Source organism: Pseudomonas fluorescens (genome assembly GCF_030344995.1).
In the GTDB taxonomy this organism is placed as follows: domain Bacteria; phylum Pseudomonadota; class Gammaproteobacteria; order Pseudomonadales; family Pseudomonadaceae; genus Aquipseudomonas; species Aquipseudomonas fluorescens_BF.
Window position 1 is genome coordinate 5,372,183 of the sequence record NZ_CP128260.1, and the last position, 19,836, is coordinate 5,392,018.

Annotated in this window: 23 protein-coding genes and 1 tRNA gene; 12 read left to right on the forward strand and 12 right to left on the reverse strand. The window is 59.6% G+C overall.

Annotated elements, in window-relative coordinates; translation table 11 throughout:
- Positions 1-77: 77 nt before the first annotated feature.
- The 4 genes from QR290_RS24035 to trmJ all read right to left on the reverse strand — a co-directional run bounded on the left by QR290_RS24035 (position 78) and on the right by trmJ (position 3,552).
- On the reverse strand, positions 78-1,292 hold the full coding sequence (locus tag QR290_RS24035) for an IscS subfamily cysteine desulfurase (protein WP_064599246.1): 1,215 nt from the start codon (positions 1,290-1,292) through the stop codon (positions 78-80).
- Positions 1,293-1,342: 50 nt separating this feature from the next.
- A complete protein-coding gene (gene iscR, locus QR290_RS24040; protein WP_007956690.1) occupies positions 1,343-1,834 on the reverse strand; it encodes a Fe-S cluster assembly transcriptional regulator IscR in 492 nt (163 codons plus the stop codon).
- Positions 1,835-2,002: 168 nt separating this feature from the next.
- A complete protein-coding gene (cysE, locus tag QR290_RS24045; protein ID WP_007956691.1) occupies positions 2,003-2,779 on the reverse strand; it encodes a serine O-acetyltransferase in 777 nt (258 codons plus the stop codon).
- Positions 2,780-2,781: 2 nt separating this feature from the next.
- Positions 2,782-3,552, reverse strand: coding sequence for a tRNA (cytosine(32)/uridine(32)-2'-O)-methyltransferase TrmJ (gene trmJ / locus QR290_RS24050; protein ID WP_007956692.1), 771 nt, complete (start codon positions 3,550-3,552; stop codon positions 2,782-2,784).
- Positions 3,553-3,697: 145 nt separating this feature from the next.
- Here trmJ and suhB point away from each other — a divergent pair, with 145 nt between their 5' ends.
- Positions 3,698-4,516, forward strand: coding sequence for a type III secretion system regulator SuhB (gene suhB / locus QR290_RS24055; RefSeq protein ID WP_007941397.1), 819 nt, complete (start codon positions 3,698-3,700; stop codon positions 4,514-4,516).
- Between the two features lie 96 nt (positions 4,517-4,612).
- Here the strand turns inward: suhB and QR290_RS24060 are convergent, their stop codons facing one another.
- The 6 genes from QR290_RS24060 to queA all read right to left on the reverse strand — a co-directional run bounded on the left by QR290_RS24060 (position 4,613) and on the right by queA (position 10,700).
- Positions 4,613-5,161, reverse strand: a complete 549-nt coding sequence (locus QR290_RS24060) for a glycine zipper 2TM domain-containing protein (RefSeq protein WP_011335818.1) — start codon at positions 5,159-5,161, stop codon at positions 4,613-4,615.
- Positions 5,162-5,281: 120 nt separating this feature from the next.
- Positions 5,282-6,196, reverse strand: coding sequence for a protein translocase subunit SecF (gene secF, locus QR290_RS24065; protein ID WP_064383915.1), 915 nt, complete (start codon positions 6,194-6,196; stop codon positions 5,282-5,284).
- A gap of 9 nt (positions 6,197-6,205) precedes the next feature.
- Positions 6,206-8,077 (reverse strand): protein translocase subunit SecD, encoded by a 1,872-nt coding sequence (secD, locus tag QR290_RS24070; RefSeq protein WP_011335820.1) that lies wholly within the window; start codon positions 8,075-8,077, stop codon positions 6,206-6,208.
- A gap of 64 nt (positions 8,078-8,141) precedes the next feature.
- The gene (gene yajC, locus QR290_RS24075; RefSeq protein ID WP_007956696.1) at positions 8,142-8,477 is read right to left on the reverse strand and encodes a preprotein translocase subunit YajC; all 336 of its coding nucleotides are present in this window, start codon (positions 8,475-8,477) and stop codon (positions 8,142-8,144) included.
- A 43-nt stretch (positions 8,478-8,520) separates the two neighbouring features.
- The gene (tgt, locus tag QR290_RS24080) at positions 8,521-9,636 is read right to left on the reverse strand and encodes a tRNA guanosine(34) transglycosylase Tgt (protein WP_161794909.1); all 1,116 of its coding nucleotides are present in this window, start codon (positions 9,634-9,636) and stop codon (positions 8,521-8,523) included.
- 14 nt (positions 9,637-9,650) lie between these two features.
- On the reverse strand, positions 9,651-10,700 hold the full coding sequence (gene queA / locus QR290_RS24085) for a tRNA preQ1(34) S-adenosylmethionine ribosyltransferase-isomerase QueA (protein WP_115079113.1): 1,050 nt from the start codon (positions 10,698-10,700) through the stop codon (positions 9,651-9,653).
- A gap of 108 nt (positions 10,701-10,808) precedes the next feature.
- Between queA and QR290_RS24090 the strand changes: the two genes are divergently transcribed.
- The 3 genes from QR290_RS24090 (at position 10,809) to QR290_RS24100 (ending at position 11,790) form a co-directional block, all read left to right on the forward strand.
- A tRNA-Leu gene (locus tag QR290_RS24090) sits at positions 10,809-10,893 on the forward strand.
- A gap of 93 nt (positions 10,894-10,986) precedes the next feature.
- The gene (locus tag QR290_RS24095) at positions 10,987-11,316 is read left to right on the forward strand and encodes a hypothetical protein (RefSeq protein ID WP_289203758.1); all 330 of its coding nucleotides are present in this window, start codon (positions 10,987-10,989) and stop codon (positions 11,314-11,316) included.
- 108 nt (positions 11,317-11,424) lie between these two features.
- A complete protein-coding gene (locus QR290_RS24100) occupies positions 11,425-11,790 on the forward strand; it encodes a hypothetical protein (RefSeq protein ID WP_289203759.1) in 366 nt (121 codons plus the stop codon).
- Between the two features lie 24 nt (positions 11,791-11,814).
- Here QR290_RS24100 and QR290_RS24105 read toward each other — a convergent pair whose 3' ends face one another.
- Positions 11,815-12,564, reverse strand: coding sequence for a hypothetical protein (locus tag QR290_RS24105; protein ID WP_289203760.1), 750 nt, complete (start codon positions 12,562-12,564; stop codon positions 11,815-11,817).
- A gap of 120 nt (positions 12,565-12,684) precedes the next feature.
- Here QR290_RS24105 and QR290_RS24110 point away from each other — a divergent pair, with 120 nt between their 5' ends.
- The 5 genes from QR290_RS24110 (at position 12,685) to QR290_RS24130 (ending at position 16,613) form a co-directional block, all read left to right on the forward strand.
- Entirely contained in the window at positions 12,685-13,059 is a 375-nt protein-coding gene (locus QR290_RS24110) for a hypothetical protein (RefSeq protein WP_115079123.1), read from the forward strand.
- 111 nt (positions 13,060-13,170) lie between these two features.
- Positions 13,171-13,917 carry a hypothetical protein gene (locus QR290_RS24115; RefSeq protein WP_289203761.1) on the forward strand — a complete coding sequence of 249 codons (747 nt, stop codon included), beginning with the start codon at positions 13,171-13,173 and terminating at the stop codon, positions 13,915-13,917.
- 71 nt (positions 13,918-13,988) lie between these two features.
- Complete coding sequence (locus QR290_RS24120) at positions 13,989-15,908, forward strand: alkaline phosphatase D family protein (RefSeq protein WP_289203762.1); 1,920 nt, start codon at positions 13,989-13,991, stop codon at positions 15,906-15,908.
- A gap of 199 nt (positions 15,909-16,107) precedes the next feature.
- Positions 16,108-16,362: a type II toxin-antitoxin system Phd/YefM family antitoxin gene (locus QR290_RS24125; protein ID WP_115079126.1), complete on the forward strand. Its 255-nt coding sequence runs from the start codon at positions 16,108-16,110 to the stop codon at positions 16,360-16,362.
- Positions 16,359-16,613 carry a Txe/YoeB family addiction module toxin gene (locus tag QR290_RS24130; protein WP_011335833.1) on the forward strand — a complete coding sequence of 85 codons (255 nt, stop codon included), beginning with the start codon at positions 16,359-16,361 and terminating at the stop codon, positions 16,611-16,613. The genes QR290_RS24125 and QR290_RS24130 overlap by 4 nt, the downstream gene beginning before the upstream one ends.
- On the opposite strand, the gene QR290_RS24135 is transcribed toward QR290_RS24130, so the two are convergent.
- Entirely contained in the window at positions 16,607-17,794 is a 1,188-nt protein-coding gene (locus QR290_RS24135) for an aspartate aminotransferase family protein (RefSeq protein WP_115079127.1), read from the reverse strand. The two genes, QR290_RS24130 and QR290_RS24135, sit on opposite strands and share 7 nt — an antisense overlap.
- A gap of 102 nt (positions 17,795-17,896) precedes the next feature.
- Here QR290_RS24135 and QR290_RS24140 point away from each other — a divergent pair, with 102 nt between their 5' ends.
- The 3 genes from QR290_RS24140 (at position 17,897) to QR290_RS24150 (ending at position 19,834) form a co-directional block, all read left to right on the forward strand.
- Positions 17,897-18,802 (forward strand): LysR family transcriptional regulator, encoded by a 906-nt coding sequence (locus tag QR290_RS24140; RefSeq protein ID WP_289203763.1) that lies wholly within the window; start codon positions 17,897-17,899, stop codon positions 18,800-18,802.
- Between the two features lie 45 nt (positions 18,803-18,847).
- Entirely contained in the window at positions 18,848-19,252 is a 405-nt protein-coding gene (locus QR290_RS24145) for a GNAT family N-acetyltransferase (protein WP_289203764.1), read from the forward strand.
- Between the two features lie 66 nt (positions 19,253-19,318).
- Positions 19,319-19,834 carry a hypothetical protein gene (locus tag QR290_RS24150; RefSeq protein ID WP_115079130.1) on the forward strand — a complete coding sequence of 172 codons (516 nt, stop codon included), beginning with the start codon at positions 19,319-19,321 and terminating at the stop codon, positions 19,832-19,834.
- Positions 19,835-19,836 lie beyond the last annotated feature (2 nt).

The following is a 19,836-nucleotide window of genomic DNA, read 5'->3' on the forward strand; positions in this document are numbered from 1 at the left end:
GCCGCTCTTGAGACCCTGCAACTGCGCTGCGTAAACCGCCGCGTCGCTACAGGATCTGTATCCGGCGGCTTCTATATTTAGTGTGCCGCCCACTCGATCTTCGAGATATCGACGCCGTCTTTGTACATGTCCCACAGCGGCGACAGAGCGCGCAGCTTGGTAACGGCCTCGCAGACTTTCTGCGCGGCGTAGTCGATTTCTTCTTCGGTGGTGAAACGGCCGAAGGTGAAACGGATCGAGCTGTGTGCCAGTTCGTCGTTGCGGCCCAGGGCGCGCAGTACGTACGAAGGCTCAAGCGACGCCGAGGTGCAGGCCGAACCGGACGAAACCGCCAGATCCTTGAGCGCCATGATCAGCGACTCGCCTTCAACGTAGTTGAAGCTCAGGTTCAGGTTGTGCGGAACGCGGGCGGTCAGGCTGCCGTTGACGTACAGCTCTTCCAGGTGCTCGACCTGCTTGTAGAAGCGGTCGCTCAATGCCTTGATGCGAACGTTTTCGGCAGCCATGTCTTCCTTGGCCACACGGAACGCCTCGCCCATGCCGACGATCTGGTGGGTCGCCAGGGTGCCGGAACGCATGCCGCGCTCATGACCGCCGCCGTGCATGGTCGCTTCGATGCGCACACGCGGCTTGCGGCTGACGTACAGCGCGCCGATACCTTTAGGGCCGTAGGTCTTGTGAGCAGAGAACGACATCATGTCGACTTTCAGTTTCTGCAGGTCGATTTCGACCTTGCCGGTGGACTGAGCGGCGTCGACGTGGAACAGGATGCCTTTGGAACGGGTCAGCTCACCGATGGCGGCGATGTCGTTGACAGTGCCGATCTCGTTGTTCACGTGCATTACCGACACCAGGATAGTGTCTTCACGCAGCGCGGCTTCGATCATGGCCGGGGTGATCAGGCCATCTTCGGTCGGATCGAGGTAGGTGACTTCGAAACCTTCACGCTCCAGTTGGCGCATGGTGTCGAGGACAGCCTTGTGTTCGATCTTGGAGGTGATCAGGTGCTTGCCCTTGGAGGCGTAGAAATGTGCCGCACCCTTGATTGCCAGGTTGTCGGACTCGGTGGCACCGGAGGTCCAGACGATTTCACGCGGGTCGGCATTGACCAGATCGGCCACCTGACGACGGGCGTTTTCGACGGACTCTTCGGCTTTCCAGCCGAACACGTGGGAACGGGACGCCGGGTTACCGAAGTTTCCGTCGACCAGCAGGCATTCACTCATTTTTTGCGCAACGCGCGGATCGACCGGGGTGGTCGCAGAGTAATCAAGGTAAATCGGCAATTTCATGGACTATCTCCTAAATCAGGCTGGCTGGCGTGCCGCTAGCTCTCTGGCTGTCATTCGACGGCGGACGCTTCAATCTTGTCCAGGCGCGGCGCCTTGCCATTGCAACGACGCTGATCCTGACGCTGGGCCACTTCCTGCACCTCACGGCGAGTTACGAGGTCGGCCAAGCTGATACCGCTGAGAAATTCGTGAATCTGCAGGCTCAGGTCGCACCACAGGTGATGGGTCAGGCAGGTGTCACCGGAGTGGCAGTCGCCCTGGCCCTGGCATTTTGTTGCATCGACCGATTCGTTCACCGCATCGATCACCTGAGCCACCTGGATGCCCTGCATGTCGCGGGACAACTGGTAGCCACCGCCCGGACCGCGAACGCTGGAAACCAGGTTGCTGCGGCGCAGCTTGGCGAAAAGCTGTTCGAGATAGGACAGGGAGATGCCTTGGCGCTCGGAGATATCGGCCAGGGACACGGGCCCGTGTTGCGCGTGCAACGCCAGGTCAAGCATGGCGGTCACGGCGTATCGGCCTTTTGTAGTCAGTCGCATGGACAATTACCACGGAGTTCGGAATGGGCGGGAGTATGCAATTCCCGAGCATTTAAGTCAACTATAAGACCTAGTGCTTTAGTCGGGTTTACCCGCAAAAGAGCGCGCGAATGATAGCAGGGTCTGCGGCCTAATGGCACACCGGTCGGCAGCAGCCCTGCAAGTGCGTCAGTGGAGCTTGGATTCGTCCTTGCCCTTGACGCAGGCGAAGTCTTCTTCACGCAGCTCGGGTAGATCTTTCGCACAGTAATTACTGCCAAGATCCTTCAGCGCGCCGCACATCCCCTCCAGACGCCCGTCCACCGCTTGCAGGTGATCGAGCAACTGGCCGATGGCGCGCGCCACCGGATCGGGCATGTCTTCGCTCACGCCGTAGGCATCGAAGCCGATCTTCTCGGCCATCGCCTTGCGCTTGGCGTCGGCCTCATCATCGGACTTGACGATGATCCGCCCGGGAATCCCCACCACGGTGGCGCCCGGAGGCACTTCCTTGGTAACCACGGCATTGGAACCAACCTTGGCGCCGGCACCCACAGTGAACGGGCCAAGCACCTTCGCGCCCGCCCCCACTACAACGCCATCACCGAGCGTCGGGTGACGCTTGCCCTTGTTCCAGCTGGTGCCCCCCAGGGTCACGCCCTGATAGATCGTCACGTCATCGCCGATTTCAGCGGTTTCGCCGATCACGATGCCCATGCCGTGGTCGATGAAGAAACGACGACCAACCTTGGCGCCCGGATGAATCTCGATTCCGGTCAGCCAGCGGCCGAAGTTCGACACCAGCCGCGCCAGCCATTTCAGATCGTTGCGCCAGAGCATGCCGGCCAGTCGATGAATCCAGATTGCATGCATGCCGGGGTAGCAGGTCAGGACTTCAAAAGCGTTACGCGCCGCCGGGTCTCGGTGGAATACGCTCTGGATATCTTCACGCAAACGCTCGAACATCATTAATCCTTCCGCTTAAGGAGCTCGCCACGGGCCGCTTTCTGGGTTTCCGTGAGGATGCCACGCAAAATATTCATTTCCGCCCGGCTGACCGAGCTGCGTCCGTACAACCGGCGCAGGCGCGCCATCAAGTGCCGCGGCTTTTCCGGATCGAGGAATTCGATGGCCACCAGAGTCTGCTCCAGATGTTCATAGAACCGCTCCAGCTCATCCATGGTCGCAAGCTCTGCGCTTTTCACGGAGGCCACTTCTTCCTTCTCGATCTTGGTCGGCTGACCTTGTGCAGCCAGCCACGCCATGCGCACTTCATAACTCAACACCTGCACCGCCGCCCCGAGGTTCAGCGAGCTGAACTCAGGATCGGAGGGGATGTGCACGTGATAGTGACATCGCTGCAGCTCGTCATTGGTCAGGCCGGAATCTTCACGACCGAACACCAGTGCGATTTCCGCGCCCTGCCCGGCCTCCTCGACCACTTTGGTCCCGCACTCGCGCGGATCCAGCAATGGCCAGGGGATGCGCCGGTCGCGAGCACTCGTGCCGAGCACCAGATTGCAACCGACCAGGGCGTCTTCCAAGGTGGCGACGACTTGCGCATTTTCAAGGATGTCACCGGCACCCGAAGCACGGGCATCGGCTTCGTGATGCGGAAAGACTCGCGGATCAACCAGCACCAGACGCGACAGGCCCATGTTTTTCATGGCGCGCGCGGTCCCGCCGATGTTTCCCGGATGGCTGGTATTGACCAGGACGACACGAATATTTTGCAGCACGGCGGGCGCTCTCGGACTCGGCAAAGGGGTGCAAATCTTACAGAACAGCCTACCGTTAAGCTATGAAAGCGAACAGCGACCTTCACCTGAAGAAAAGTTCTGATAGAATGCGCGGCTTTCTTTAACAACCTTAGGTGACACATCCATGCAGCCCATGCTGAATATCGCGCTGCGCGCCGCCCGCAGCGCCAGTGAACTGATCTTCCGCTCCATCGAGCGCCTGGATACCATCAAGGTCGACGAAAAAGACGCCAAGGATTACGTATCCGAGGTGGATCGCGCCGCCGAACAGAAAATCATCGACGCCCTGCGCAAGGCTTACCCGAATCACTCGATCATGGGTGAAGAGACCGGCCTGCACGCCGGCACCGGCATCGAAGGCGAAGAATACCTGTGGATCATCGATCCGCTGGACGGCACCACCAACTTCCTGCGCGGCATTCCTCACTTCGCTGTCAGCATTGCCTGCAAATACCGTGGTCGCCTGGAACACGCCGTTGTTCTGGATCCGGTTCGCCAGGAAGAATTCACCGCCAGCCGTGGTCGCGGCGCTCAACTGAACGGTCGTCGCCTGCGTGTCAGCGGTCGCACCAGCCTGGACGGCGCTCTGCTCGGCACCGGCTTCCCGTTCCGTGACGACCAGATGGACAACCTCGACAACTACCTGGGCATGTTCCGCGCCCTGGTTGGCCAGACTGCCGGCATCCGCCGCGCCGGTTCGGCGAGCCTGGACCTGGCTTACGTGGCCGCCGGTCGTTTCGACGCGTTCTGGGAGTCGGGTCTGTCCGAGTGGGACATGGCTGCCGGCGCTCTGCTGATTCAGGAAGCAGGCGGCCTGGTGAGCGACTTCACCGGTGGTCACGACTTCCTTGAAAAAGGCCACGTCGTTGCCGGCAACACCAAATGCTTCAAGGCCGTTCTGACGGCAATCCAGCCGCACCTGCCAGCCTCGCTGAAGCGCTAAGCGTTTCGCGAAACCAAAAAAACACCCTTCGGGGTGTTTTTTTATGGGCATGAAAAAGCACCCCGAAGGGTGCTTTTTCTATAAGCCATCAGCCAATTACTGGCCTGGCTGGTTCTGTGACAGGATCAGCTTGCCTTCCTTGTCGACCGGGATCTGGTTGCCCGGATCACGATCCATCCGCACCTTGCCTTCCTTGCCGTCCAGCGAATACCGGACGTCATAGCCCACAACCTTGTCGCTGATGTCATTCACCGTGTTACAGCGAGTCTGAGTCGTGGTGTAGGTATCACGCTCCTGCATACCCTCCTGAACCTTGTTGCCGGCGTAACCACCGCCGACCGCACCGGCTACCGTGGCAATCTTCTTGCCGGTACCGCCGCCGATCTGGTTACCCAGCAGACCACCTGCCAGCGCACCGACCACGGTGCCGGCGATCTGGTGTTGATCTTTCACCGGCGCCTGCCGGGTCACCGTCACATCCTTGCACACTTCACGTGGAGTCTTGATCTGTGTTTTGACCGGTTCTACGGCCAGCACTTGCGCATACTCAGGGCCGCTTTTAACCAGGCTGTAGGTGGCAACAGCACCCCCGGCAGTCACACCGACAGCACCCAATACCGCACCAACCAGCAACGACTTGTTCACATGAACCTCCTGACCATCACATGCGGGACGCGCCCGCGCTTCTCCCAGCCTTGGAGCAAAAAAAAAGACGCGAGTTCAACTCGCGTCTTTTTTGACTGACCGCCGGGAAAACGATGGACGTTATGGACGGTCGTCGACTTCCTTCTCGGTGTTGGCCGGAGGAATGAGATCTTCAGTGCTCAGGTTCAGCCAGATCAACACCACGTTCGCGATGTAGATCGACGAGTAGGTACCCGCCAAAACGCCGATAAACAAGGCGATGGAGAAGCCGAACAGGTTATCGCCACCAAAGAACAGCAGCGCCGCGATCGCCAGCAAAGTGGAGATCGACGTCGCCATAGTCCGCAGCAGAGTCTGAGTCGTCGAGATGTTGATGTTCTCGATCAGCGAAGCCTTGCGCAGGACACGGAAGTTCTCACGCACCCGGTCGAATACGACGATGGTGTCGTTGAGCGAGTAGCCGATGATCGCCAGCACCGCCGCCAACACCGTCAGGTCGAAGGTGATCTGGAAAAACGACAGGATACCGATGGTCACGATCACGTCGTGGATCAACGATACGATGGCGCCGACCGCGAACTTCCACTGAAAGCGGAAAGCCAGGTAGATCAGGATGCCGCCGAGTGCCAGCAGCATGCCGAGGCCGCCCTGGTCACGCAGCTCTTCACCGACCTGCGGGCCGACGAACTCGACACGCTTGACGGTAGCGGGGTTATCGCCGCCGACCTTTTGCAGCGCTTCTGCAACCTGATGACCCAGTTGCGGGTCTTCACCCGGCATACGCACCAGCAGGTCGGTGGTTGCACCGAAGTTCTGCACGACGGCCTCGTGGTAACCCGAAGTCACCAGTTGCTCGCGCACCTTGGTGACGTCAGCCGGACGCTCGTAGGTCAGCTCGATGAGCGTACCACCGGTGAAGTCCAGTCCCCAGTTCATGCCCTTGTGGAACACACTGAAGATGGCCAGCAAGGTCAGAAATACGGTGACGCCGAACGCAAAGTTGCGGACGCCCATGAAGTTGATTGTACGTAACATGGCAGCCCCTTAAATCCACAACTTCTTGAAGTCACGTCCGCCAAAGATCAGGTTGACCATTGCGCGGGTCACCATGATGGCCGTGAACATCGAGGTAAAGATCCCGAGGGACATGGTCACTGCAAAGCCCTTCACCGGGCCGGTGCCCATGGCGAAGAGGATGCCGCCGACCAGCAAGGTGGTCAGGTTGGCGTCGAGAATCGCAGTGAATGCCCGGCCGAAGCCTTCGTTGATTGCACGTTGTACGGTCATGCCGGCGGCGATCTCTTCACGAATCCGCGAGAAGATCAGCACGTTGGCGTCGACCGCCATACCCATGGTCAGCACGATACCGGCGATACCCGGCAGGGTCAGCGTGGCACCCAGCAGCGACATCAGCGCCAGCAGCAGCACCATGTTCACCGCCAGAGCAACGGTGGCGATCAGACCGAAGAAACGGTAGATGGCGATGATGAACAGCGAGACGAACAGCATGCCCCACAGCGATGCATCTATACCCTTGGTGATGTTGTCCGCACCCAGGCTCGGGCCGATGGTGCGTTCTTCAGCGAAGTACATCGGAGCAGCCAGACCACCGGCACGCAGCAGCAGCGCCAGTTCGGACGACTCACCCTGACCGTTCAGGCCGGTGATACGGAACTGCGCACCCAGCGGCGACTGAATGGTCGCCAGGCTGATGATTTTCTTCTCTTCCTTGAAAGTCTGCACCGGCACGTCTTTCTCGACGCCGTCGACCACTTGCTTGACGTAAGTAGTGACCGGGCGCTGCTCGATGAAGATCACCGCCATGCTGCGACCGACGTTGCTGCGGGTCGCGCGGTTCATCAGATCGCCGCCGTGACCATCCAGGCGGATGTTCACTTCAGGCGTACCGTGCTGCGAATCGAAACCGGCCTTGGCGTCAGTCACCTGGTCACCGGTGATGATCAGGCCACGCTCGATCTGGGCAGGAGGACGCTTGCCTTCACGGAACTCGAAGGTTTCGGAAGTGGCTTTCGAAGCGCCCGGCTCGGCGGCCAGACGGAACTCCAGGTTGGCCGTCTTGCCGAGGATACGCTTGGCTTCGGCGGTGTCCTGCACGCCCGGCAGCTCAACCACGATACGGTTGGCGCCCTGACGCTGGACGATCGGTTCGGCAACACCCAGCTCGTTGACGCGGTTACGTACCGTGGTCAGGTTCTGCTTGATGGAGTATTCACGGATTTCCGCCAGCTTGGCCGGGGTCATCGCCAGACGCAGCACCGGTTGACCGTTGAGGTCGGCCGGAACAATGTCGAAATCGTTGAAATTCTTGCGGATCAGCGCACGGGCCTGTTCGCGGGAATCAGCATCGCTGAAGCCCAATTGAATGGCGCCATTGAGTTGCGGCAGGCTGCGATAGCGCAGTTTCTCTTTGCGCAGCAGGCTCTTGACGTCGCCCTCGTAGACTTTCAGGCGGGCGTCGAGGGCTTTGTCCATGTCCACTTCCAGCAGGAAGTGCACACCACCGGACAAGTCCAGACCCAGCTTCATCGGGTGCGCGGCCAGGTTGCGCAACCATTGCGGGGTGGTTTGTGCCAGGTTCAGCGCGACGACGTAGTCATCACCCAATGCCTTGCGGACAACGTCCTTGGCCGGCAGCTGGTCTTCAGCCTTGGTCAGACGGATCAGACCGCCCTTGCCGTTCGCAGCCAGGCTCGATGCCTTGACGTTGATCCCGGATTCCTTGAGCGCGGTGCTCACGCGATCCAGGTCGGCCTGATTGACCTGCAGGGCCGTGCTGGCGCCGCTGATCTGAATGGCCGGGTCATCGGGGTATAGATTCGGAGCGGAATAAATCAGACCGATCGCCAGCACCGCCAGGATCAGAATGTATTTCCACAGAGGATATTTGTTCAGCATCACGCCGCCCGTTATGAACGCGGGGCGCCTTGCGCGCCCCGTCGATTGAGTAGAAGTTGGAACCTTAGATCGCTTTCAGCGTGCCTTTTGGCAGCGTGGCGGCGATGGCGCCCTTCTGGAACTTCATTTCCACGGTGTCGGAAACTTCCAGAACCACGAAGTCATCGGCCACTTTGGTGATCTTGCCGGCGATGCCGCCGGTGGTGACCACTTCGTCGCCCTTCTGCAGGCTGCTCAGCAGGTTCTTCTGCTCTTTGGCGCGCTTGGCCTGTGGACGCCAGATCATCAGGTAGAAGATGACCAGGAAGCCGACCAGGAAAATCCACTCGAAGCCGCCGCCCATAGGCGCTGCAGCCGGTGCAGCCGCGTCAGCCATGGCATTAGAGATAAAAAAGCTCATTTAGCACTCCAGTTGCAAATGTTGAATCTTGGGGTCAGAAAACTCAGTCCAAAGGCGGAACGGGAAGCCCGCGTTTGGCGTAGAAGGCATCGACAAAGGCGGCCAATGTACCCTGTTGAATAGCCTCGCGCAAACCAGCCATCAGCACCTGATAATGGCGCAAATTGTGGATGGTATTGAGCATGCTGCCGAGCATTTCGCCGCACTTGTCCAGATGATGCAGATAAGCGCGGGAGAAGTTCTGGCAGGTATAGCAATCGCAGGTCGGATCCAGCGGCGAATCATCATGGCGATGGAACGCGTTACGGATCTTCAGCACGCCTGTATCAATGAACAGATGCCCGTTGCGGGCATTACGGGTTGGCATCACGCAATCGAACATGTCCACACCGCGGCGCACACCCTCAACCAGATCTTCCGGTTTGCCAACGCCCATAAGGTAACGAGGTTTGTCAGCCGGCATCATGCCCGGCAGGTAGTCCAGCACCTTGATCATCTCGTGCTTGGGCTCGCCCACCGACAGGCCCCCGATGGCCAGGCCGTCGAAGCCGATCTTGTCCAGGCCTTCCAGCGAGCGCATGCGCAGGTCCTGGTGCATGCCGCCCTGAACGATGCCGAACAGCGCCGCCGTGTTGTCGCCGTGGGCGTTCTTCGAACGCTGGGCCCAGCGCAGCGACAGCTCCATGGACACACGGGCCACGTCTTCGTCAGCCGGGTACGGGGTGCATTCGTCGAAGATCATCACGATGTCGGAGCCCAGATCGCGCTGGACCTGCATCGACTCTTCCGGGCCCATGAACACTTTCGAGCCGTCGACCGGGGAGGCGAAGGTCACGCCCTCCTCCTTGATCTTGCGCATGGCGCCGAGGCTGAACACCTGGAAACCGCCGGAGTCGGTCAGGATCGGGCCTTTCCACTGCATGAAATCGTGCAGGTCGCCGTGTTCCTTGATCACTTCGGTACCCGGGCGCAGCCACAGGTGGAAAGTGTTGCCCAGGATGATCTCCGCGCCGGTGGCGACGATGTCACGCGGCAACATGCCCTTGACCGTGCCGTAGGTGCCCACCGGCATGAAGGCCGGAGTCTCGACGGTGCCACGCGGGAAGGTCAGACGACCACGACGAGCCTTGCCATCGGTGGCGAGCAACTCGAAAGACATACGACAGGTGCGACTCATACGGATTCCTCTGGGCCGCGGGGAGCGGGATTACGGGTGATGAACATCGCATCACCGTAGCTGAAAAAGCGGTATCCGTTATCGACCGCGGCTTTGTAGGCAGCCATGGTTTCCGGATAACCGGCGAATGCCGAAACCAGCATCAACAGCGTGGATTCGGGCAAATGGAAATTGGTGACCAGCGCATCGACCACATGGAACGGCCGGCCCGGGAAGATAAAGATGTCGGTGTCGCCGCTGAACGGCTTGAGCACGCCATCGCGGGCGGCGCTTTCCAGTGAGCGCACGCTGGTGGTGCCGACGGCGATGACTCGACCGCCACGCTCACGGCAAGCGGCGACTGCATCGACCACATCCTGACCGACTTCCAGCCATTCAGTGTGCATGTGGTGATCTTCGATCTTCTCGACGCGCACTGGCTGGAACGTACCCGCGCCAACGTGCAGCGTGACAAACGCAGTCTCGACGCCTTTGGCAGCGATCGCATCCATCAGCGTCTGATCGAAATGCAGCCCGGCAGTCGGTGCCGCCACCGCGCCGAGTTTCTCGGCATACACGGTCTGATAGCGCTCGCGATCCGAACCTTCGTCCGGGCGGTCTATATAAGGAGGCAACGGCATGTGCCCGACGCGATCGAGCAGCGGCAGCACTTCTTCGGCAAACCCCAGCTCGAACAGCGCATCGTGACGCGCCAGCATCTCGGCTTCGCCGCCGCCGTCGATCAGGATCTTCGAACCCGGTTTCGGCGACTTGCTGGAACGCACATGGGCCAGCACGCGGTGGGTATCGAGCACGCGTTCGATGAGGATTTCCAGCTTGCCGCCGGACTCCTTCTGCCCGAACAGGCGCGCCGGAATCACCCGGGTATTGTTGAACACCATCAGATCGCCGGGGCGCAAATGCTCCAGCAGATCAGTGAATTGACGGTGTGCCAGGGCGCCGCTGACCCCATCCAGGGTCAACAGGCGACTACCGCGACGCTCGGCCAAAGGATGGCGGGCAATCAGCGAATCAGGAAGCTCGAAGGTAAAGTCAGCAACGCGCATGATGGGGTTCGTCTAGCAGGGCCGGAAAGTCTAGCGGAAATATCGAAAATTGACCATGAAACGTGATTGACCAACGGTAGGCACCTCTCTATACTTCGCCGCCATTGAGCCCTGATGGCGGAATTGGTAGACGCGGCGGATTCAAAATCCGTTTTCGAAAGGAGTGGGAGTTCGAGTCTCCCTCGGGGCACCAAAATCAAGAAAGGTCTTGCTTAGCAAGGCCTTTTTTTTCGTCTGTCGGAAAGTGCCACCGGCCCTCCGGCGCGATCTCACACAGGTTCACAACATGGAAACGTCACTGGAAACCGTCGCCCTGTTCTCCCTCAAACTCGCGTATGAGGAAGAAGACCTGAGCCCGATCCTGCGCGATGACATGGTCATGGGCGACTATCAGAAAGACGTGTTCGAACTGCTGGTGCGCCGGGGTGATGTCGAGACGATCCAGTTCAAAATGAACGAGTGTCTGGCGCTGGCGATGGATGCGTTGGGTGGCGTCGAGAAACCGTTGGGGCGGGAACTGCACAAGTTGTCGACCGACTTCAGTCAGGCGCAGTCGCTGGAGCAGCTGAATCAGCCGCTCCTCGCGCTCAAGGGTTATTTGAAGGACATTCTTTAAGCTACGCAGATGAAGAAAGTGGCGCGAAGCTTCTATTTTGATATCTTGCCGCCCACTCGCTAGAGACGTGTCTCCGCCTCTGTTATCGCGCACTCGGGAATAAACAAAATGGATGCTGTGTTGTGCTTGCTGGTGATGGCTGGAACCTGGCTGTGGGTGGTGAAGCAAAGGGGTGACTGGAACCTGTTGCTTGCCAACCTTGCCGGCGCCGGAAGTGGCGTGGTAACCGGCATTGTGTTCACGCTGATATACGACGCAGTCATTGGCACGTCGATGGCGACACCCAACCTGAATCGCAGCCTGGTGGTGTTCATCACCAGCGCGGGTGTTCTGGCGGGGGTATGGCTGTGGATTGCCAACCGCCACCAACCTGAACATCCGGTTGCACGTCAGTTGCTGGGCGCGGTGTGTGGCTTGGTCGCCGGCATGGCGACCCTGATGTTTCTGGCGGTGAATTATTTCCCCCATACGTGACTGGACGGTGTGACTGTTTTGCAGTCAGCGCCGAGCCTTCAACACCCGAATATCCGTCGCAAACCCGTCCGCACCGACCATTTTCTTCCAGCCCACATACTGAAATTCGCCCCGTTCATCAATGTAATCGCCCTTCTCCACCGACCTGCCGCCGACGATCGCCACGCGTTTTTCCTCACCACACCCGCCATCCGACGGCCGAACGGTGTAGATCACATACGGCTTCACATATTGCGTGGCACGAAAGTATTGGCCGCAGACTTCATCGACGGTAATCAACATGGTTTTCAAGCGTGCTGCGCCGTCCATGTCTTCGTGGAGCTTGAGGAAGGAGATTTCGCCGACGTCGCTGTAGCCGAGTGAGCGGGCGCGTTGATATTCGGGGGAGTTCTGGTGGGCGATCCGGCCTTGCTCGGCGACCTGGTTCATTCTGTCGGCGAACTCGGCTTTGCCACGGGCAATCATCGCATCGGCCTCGGCCGCCACGTTTTCGCATTGAGCGAATTCCCCGGAGGCGAGGTATTGGGGAGGCAGGTTCGGGCGGTGCTCATTCATGCTCCCCTGGCTGCTCTCCAGATCGCCCATCACTTCAAAGGCGCCGGATACGCGACCGCTCTGGACGTCGGCCATTTTTTCCTGCATGCGCTGACAGTTGGCGAGGTAATACTTCCAGCTGTTTTCCGGGTGCTCTTTCCAGGCGGCGAATGCCGGGGTCATGGCGCTGGCGAAAGTGATTGCGCACAGCAGACGCAGAGCAGGGGCGACTTTTGACATGAGTAGTCCATTACAGGAATCAGGAAAGTGGCGCGAAGCTACTATTTTGCTATCGTGCCGTCCACTGTCGCCAGGCTTATCAAGGGCATGCAACGCGACTGATTCAAAAGGATGAATTCGATGGATGGTGTGATTGCTTTAATGGCTTGGGCCGGCATGTGGGTGTGGGTCGTCCGGCAACGCGGCGCCTGGAATCTGCTTCTCGCCAATGTGCTGGGCGCAGCCAGCGGCATGGTGGTGGCTGTGGCGGTCAGCGAGCTTTGTATTGGCCTGTTCGGATCAACCCGACCGCCGATTTACGGCGTCATGGGCATATTGCTGGAAATAATGGCAACGGTTGCCACGCTGGTGGGTGTCTGGATGCTGGTGGCCCGTCGCTCGCAGGCTGAACATCCCGCCATGCGTCAGCTTCAAGGCGCCGCGTGCGGCATAGGGGCGTGCTTGGCGGCGGTCATATTGTTTGCAATCATCAATTCACCCAAAAACGGCATGTAAATGTCTTCGTGGCGTCAGACTTCCATTTTGGTATCTTGCCGCCCCATCGTCGGGACTCATTCTGCGCGACGCACTGTTTTCAGGTTTTTGCAGGTTTAAGGAAAGGATCGAATGGAGTTTCTGCGTTTTCTGGCATTTGTCGCGGCCTGGGGTTTCATGTGGCGCTGGGTGGTGAAAAACCGCGGCAGCTGGCATCTGTTTTACGCCAACCTGGTCGGTGTCGCGGGCGGTTTCATTGTTTCGATGGTGGTGCTGGCGATCACTTTTTCACTGTTCCCGCCGGCGGATCGCTACGAAGCTGCGCAGACTGAAAACGTCGTGGCACAGCAGGAAGCCGAGCCGACCTCGTTGCTGCCGGAAGCCGAGGCGATTGCCAGCCCCGCTGCACTGAAAGACGCGCCGGTGTTTGCCGCTATCGAGCCGGACAACAAGCCCTCTCCAGCGGATTCCGCGCTGCTGCCGAACTACGCCAGTCGCGCGCCGAAGACGATGTCGGTGCAAACCGTGATCGACCAGAGTGACGATGAGGGGCGCAAGGCCCTGACAGCGCTGAGCAAAAAACTGCGCGCTGATGCGCAGGGCGACAAATCGATGCTCGCATACGTCATGTGCAGCCCGTTCGTGACCAGCACCTTGCGCTTCCCCGCATCTGCCCGGTTTGCCGACAGCAAAAGCCTGACGCCGCAGCGCTTCAAGGATCAGGTTTACTCCTTCAGCAACACCGTCACCGCGCGGAACATGAATGGCGACGACGTGACGTACCGCTTCGATTGCTCCGTACAGGAACAGCCAAGAGTCGACGCGACACCTGCCGAATGGCGCCTGCTGGCGCTGAAGCTGCAAAAAGCCGGCTCTTAAGCCTGGTTTAAGGGTTCGAGGCGCCGGCTGCGCTATCATCGCCGGCCTGTGCGCCTTGAGCTTTTCCCCCGATGCCTGCGACACCTGATGACCTGAGCCCGTTGCCTGCTGTTCTGGCTGGACCACTGCTGCGCCGACTGGAACCGACGCGCTTAGTGCTTTGGCTGGTCGGCAGCCGCGAGCTGTCGCTGACCTTGCGCCTGCAAGGCGTAGGAGACATTCCACTGGATGCCGAGAAATGCACCGTCATTCCTGTGGGCACCCGGGCGTTTGTCCACCTCATCGATGTCCCCCTCGAAACCGCCCTGCCGTGCGACACCCGCATCGACTACGACCTGCTGATCGACGGCCAGCAGCCCATCGCCGACTGGGCGCCTCACCTGCTCTACGACAACGCCGCCGGCCCGAACTTCGTCCTGCGTTCGCGCATCGATCAGTTGCTGCACGGCTCCTGCCGCAAGCCCCATCATCCGGCCGCCGATGGCCTGCTCTGCGTTGACCGGTTGCTTGCCAGCGAAACCGATCCGCAGCAACGCCCCGCCCTGTTGATGATGAGCGGTGATCAGGTTTACGCCGACGACGTTGCCGGCCCGATGTTGCGGGTGATTCACGCGCTGATCGAGCGCCTCGGCCTGTTCGGTGAGCACCTCGAAGGCGCGGTGGTCAGCGACAGCGCGAAACTCTACGAACACCCGGCCAGTTACTACCATCGCGCGGATTTGCTGCCGGCACTGGAGAGCAACGAGACGTTGCGCGAGCGTTTCTTCGGGGGTGCGCGCAAGCCGATTTTCACCAGCAGCAGCGCCGACAATCACCTCGTTACATTCGCCGAAGTCATGGCGATGTATTTGCTGGTGTGGTCGCCAACCCCTTGGGCACTGGTCAATCCGCAACCACCAGTGCTGACGCCTGAACGCCTCAAGCGCTATGCCCTCGAACAGACCCGCATCGACGGCTTCAAGGCCGGCCTCGGCCAGGTGGCCCGGGCCTTGGCACACTTGCCGAGCCTGATGATTTTCGATGACCACGACATCACCGACGACTGGAACCTGTCCGCGCAATGGGAGGAAACGGCCTACGGCCACCCGTTCTCCAAACGCATCATCGGCAACGCGCTGATCGCCTACATGCTGTGTCAGGGCTGGGGCAACCATCCGGATGCATTCAGCGCAGTGCTGGAGAAAACCCGAGGCCTGAGTGCCAGCGGTGACGACCGCTATCTCGACGCTCCCGTGCAGGACGAACTGATTGAGGAACTGCTGCGCTTTCAGCAGTGGCATTTCGTATTGCCAACCAGCCCGGCGCTGGTGGTGCTCGACACCCGCACCCGACGCTGGCGTAGCGAGATGGCGCTCAAACAACCGTCGGGTTTGCTGGACTGGGAAGCCTTGAGCGAACTGCAGCAGGAACTGCTCGACCATCCTTCGGCGATCATCGTTTCGCCGGCGCCGATCTTCGGCGTGAAGCTGATCGAAACCGTGCAGCGAGTGTTCAGCTGGTGCGGTTATCCACTGCTGGTGGACGCGGAAAACTGGATGGCCCATCGCGGCGCGGCCCAGGTCATCCTGAACATTTTCCGACACTCGCGTACACCGGGCAGTTACGTGGTGCTGTCAGGCGACGTGCATTATTCCTTCGTCTATGAAGTTCTGATCCGCCACCGCAAGGCCGGCCCGCGCATCTGGCAAATCACCAGCAGCGGCATCAAAAACGAATTCCCGCCGACCCTGCTGGAGTGGTTCGACCGTCTCAACCGCTGGCTCTACTCACCGCGCTCGCCCCTCAACTGGCTGACCAAACGCCGCCGCATGCGCATCGTCCCGTACGTGCCGGAACACGCCGAAGCGGGTGAACGGCTGTGGAATTCGGCGGGGATCGGTCAGGTTTTTTTCAATCAACAGGGGCAACCGAAAGACATCATCCAGCACAACTCGAACGGCGCACCGAAGACCCGCATGCTGGCGCCGGATTTGTCGGACATCACTGATTAGAAAAATCTCACGTAGAGAGCGAAAGATATCTCAGGCTCGCCAGAATCAGATTACAGAAGTCTCAGAAACGTCTCGATGAGACTTCGGCGATACTCAGTACGCCGCAGACAGCCCGTCTGTGACACAACCACGGGTAGGTATCGCCTTGTCATCCTGTACTCATTTCTGTACGTTCTTTGCATCAAGCGAGGACTACAACATGGACACTATCAACTACACCACGGCTCGTGCGCACTTGGCTGAAACCATGGATCGCGTGAATGAAGACTGCGCCCCACTTCTGGTAACCCGCCAAAAAGGCGAGCCAGTAGTGATGATGTCTCTGGCCGAATACAACGCGCTGGAAGAAACGGCTTATCTGCTGCGCTCTCCGGCCAATGCCGAGCGCTTGATCAAATCGATTGGCGAAATGCGCGCTGGAAAAGCGCAAGTCAGGCAACTGATCGAAGAATGAAAATCCAGTTCACGCCAACGGGCTGGGAAGACTACTTGTGGTTTCAACAAAACGATAAGGCCGGTCTCAAACGAATCAATCTTCTGATCAAAGCGATCCAGCGCCAACCCTTTGAAGGCTTGGGTAAACCGGAGCCGCTCAAGCACAACATGAGCGGCTTCTGGTCACGGCGGATAACTGCCGAGCATCGCTTGGTCTATGCAATCGTAGACGGCGAAATCTGCGTCATAACTTGCAGATTTCACTATTGACCGAGGGATGAGACATGGCTCAGGGAACGGCCAACCCCTCTGACAATCATCCCCACCTCCCGCTCATCAATCGTCAGCGGCGGCAGCAGCCGGATCGTCTTGCCACGCGTGACGTTGATCAGCAGCCCATGATCCCGAGCAGCAATCAATGTCAGGTCACGGATCGGCTGTTTGAGTTCGATGCCGATCATCAACCCCTGCCCACGAATCGCCAGCACATTCGGATTATCCGCCAGCTCTGCACGCAAGCGGGTCAGCAAGCGCTCGCCCTGGCCCCTGGCATTTTCCAGCAGACCTTGTTCCTCGATGATCTCGAGTACGGTGCAACCCACCCGGCACGCCAGTGGATTACCGCCGAAGGTGCTGCCATGGCTGCCAGGGGTGAACAAATCCGCTGCCCGGCCCCGTGCCAGACAAGCGCCGATCGGCACGCCGTTGCCCAGGCCCTTGGCGAGGGTCATGACGTCGGGAACGATGCCTTCGTGCTGGAACGCAAACCAGCGACCGGTGCGACCGATGCCGGTCTGTATCTCGTCAAGCATCAGCAGCCAGGCGTGACGGTTGCACAATTCACGCAGCGCCTTGAGGTAACCGGGCGGTGCCAGTTGCACGCCGCTTTCACCCTGGATCGGCTCGACCAGAATCGCCACGATCCGCTGGCCATGTTTGCGCCGTACCTGCTCCAGCGCTTCGAGATCGCCAAACGGTACTTTGACGAAATCCCCCGGCAAGTCATTGAAACCGAGCCGCACCGCTGGGCCATCGCTGGCGGACAAGGTGCCGAGGGTACGGCCATGAAACGCGTTGGCCATGACCACCACCAGCGGTTGCTCGATACCTTTGCGCCAGCCGTACAGACGCGCCAGTTTCAGCGCGGTTTCATTGGCCTCGGCACCGGAATTGTTGAAGAACGCCCGCTCCATCCCCGCCAGTTGCGTCAGCTTCTGCGCCAGCGACCGTTGCCAGTCGATGCTGTAGAGATTGGAGGTGTGCAGCAGCAATCCCGCCTGCTCGCTGATCGCCGACACGATGCGTGGATGTGAATGGCCGACATTGGTCACCGCCACGCCCGCCACCGCATCCAGATACTCGCGACCCGCCTGATCCCAGAGTCGCGTACCCAGGCCTTTGATGAAGCTCAAATCCAGAGGTTGATAGGTGTTCATCAGGGCGGCGGTCATGTCGGCAAGCTCCAGCGAGGTGAGAGGTGCTGGCAGTATGGTTATCCACCTGAACTGGATAAACTCGGCAAAACTTCAATCATTTAAAAGCCAGGCTTGATAATGGATCTATTCCAGTCAATGAGCGTTTACGTCAAGGTTGTGGAGTCCGGCAGCATGACGGCGGCCGCGCTGCAGTGCGAAATGTCCACGACCATGGTGGGCAATCACCTGCGGGCGCTGGAGCAACGGCTCGGCGTGCAACTGTTGCAACGCACCACCCGCCGCCAGCGGCTGACCGAATTTGGCAGCGTTTACTACCAGCGCTGCCTGGAAGTGCTCGGTCTGGTCGCCGACTCCGAACGCCTCGCCGAACAGACGCTTGATGAACCGCGCGGCATTCTGCGGGTTACCGCACCGCTGACCTTTGGCGTCGAACGCCTGGCCCCGGCACTCAGTGAGTTTTCCCTGCAATGTCCGCAGGTCAAACTCGACGTGATCCTGACCAACCGTCGCCCGGACCTGCTGGAAAGCGGTCTCGACGTGGCCTTCCGACTGGGCCACTTCGACCAGTCCAACCTGATCGCGCGCCCCCTGATCGACTACACCCTGACCGTCTGCGCCTCCCCGGAATACGTGGCCCGACGCGGCATGCCCCTCACCACTGAAGAACTGCGTCAGCACGACTGCCTGTCCTTTGCCTATCCCGCCGGTGACGACTGGCAATCGGTGGAAAAGCAGTGGCGCCTCAGCGGCCCCGACGGGGAAATCATGGTCGACGTCAAAGGGCCGATGCTGATCAACAGCTCAGCCGGCCTGCATCAGGCCGCGCGCACCGGCATGGGCATCGTGATGCTGCCGGACGCTCTGGTGGAGCAGGATCTGCGCGAAGGCCGACTGGTCGTCGTGATGCCGGACTATCAGCCGCCGAACCGGCCGATGCATCTGCTCTACGCGCCGGATCGCTATCGGCTGCCGAAACTGCGTCGCTTCGTCGAGTTCGCCATGCAGATGTGGGGCAGACCGTAAGCAACGCGACTACTGTTGGAAATACACCAGGGACGGGATCAAAGAATGAACAATGACATTTCAATACGCGACCTTCTGCCCACGGAAGTGGAGGCGACAAGGCAGTTTCTCGAGCGGCACGGCTGGGGTCATCGCACCGGCATAGCAGAACATTTCGCCAAACTCATCCAGAACTCCCAACGCACTGCCGTTGCACTGAGCGGCCAGCAAATTGTCGGTTTCGCCCGTGGCATCACCGATGGCTTGTCCAACGGTTACCTGTCGATGGTCATAGTCGACGGACAACATCGGCGCGCGGGCATCGGGCGGGCATTGGTCGAACATGTGATGGGCGACAATACCGACATCACTTGGGTCCTGCGTGCCGGGCGTGAAGGTGCGGAAGCGTTTTTCGCCAGCCTGGGGTTTGAAACGTCGGTAATCGCGATGGAGCGTTTGCGGCTGAAATAGCCGACGATTTCAGCGACCCCGGCTATGCTCCACCCTCCTCCTTTTTTCCAGCATGGATGCTGCGCAATGCTCACGATTCTGCAAAACACTCCGATACGGGTTTACCTGATTTTTCTGCTGGTGGTTTGTTTCGGCATCAAGGCGTTTTCTCCCCGACGCGAAAGTCGTGCCTCGATGCTGATAACACCCCCGGCGTTTTTGGCGTGGTCGCTGTATTCCCTGAACCTGACGATCAACCCGACCTTGTTTTTCTGTATCTGGCTCGGCGCGCTGTCGCTGGGCGGTCTCTCGGCCTGGCTGGTGTTCTCCCGCCGGGGCGTGGCGCTCGACGACTCCGCGACAGGGCTGATCATGCCGGGCACGGCAAAGATCCTGATCATGTACCTGATGTTCTTTTTCGCGAACTACTACTTCAATTATCAGCATGACGTGCATCCGGAGCGTTCAGCATCGCCGGACATGCTGCTGCTCAAGGCCGGCATAACGGGTTTCATGTGCGGTCTGATCAGCACCCGTTCGTTGAAGCTCTACTGGACACTGCGAGCTCTTTGCGCTCGAAAGTTGCCGGTGGTTGCACAGTAGCC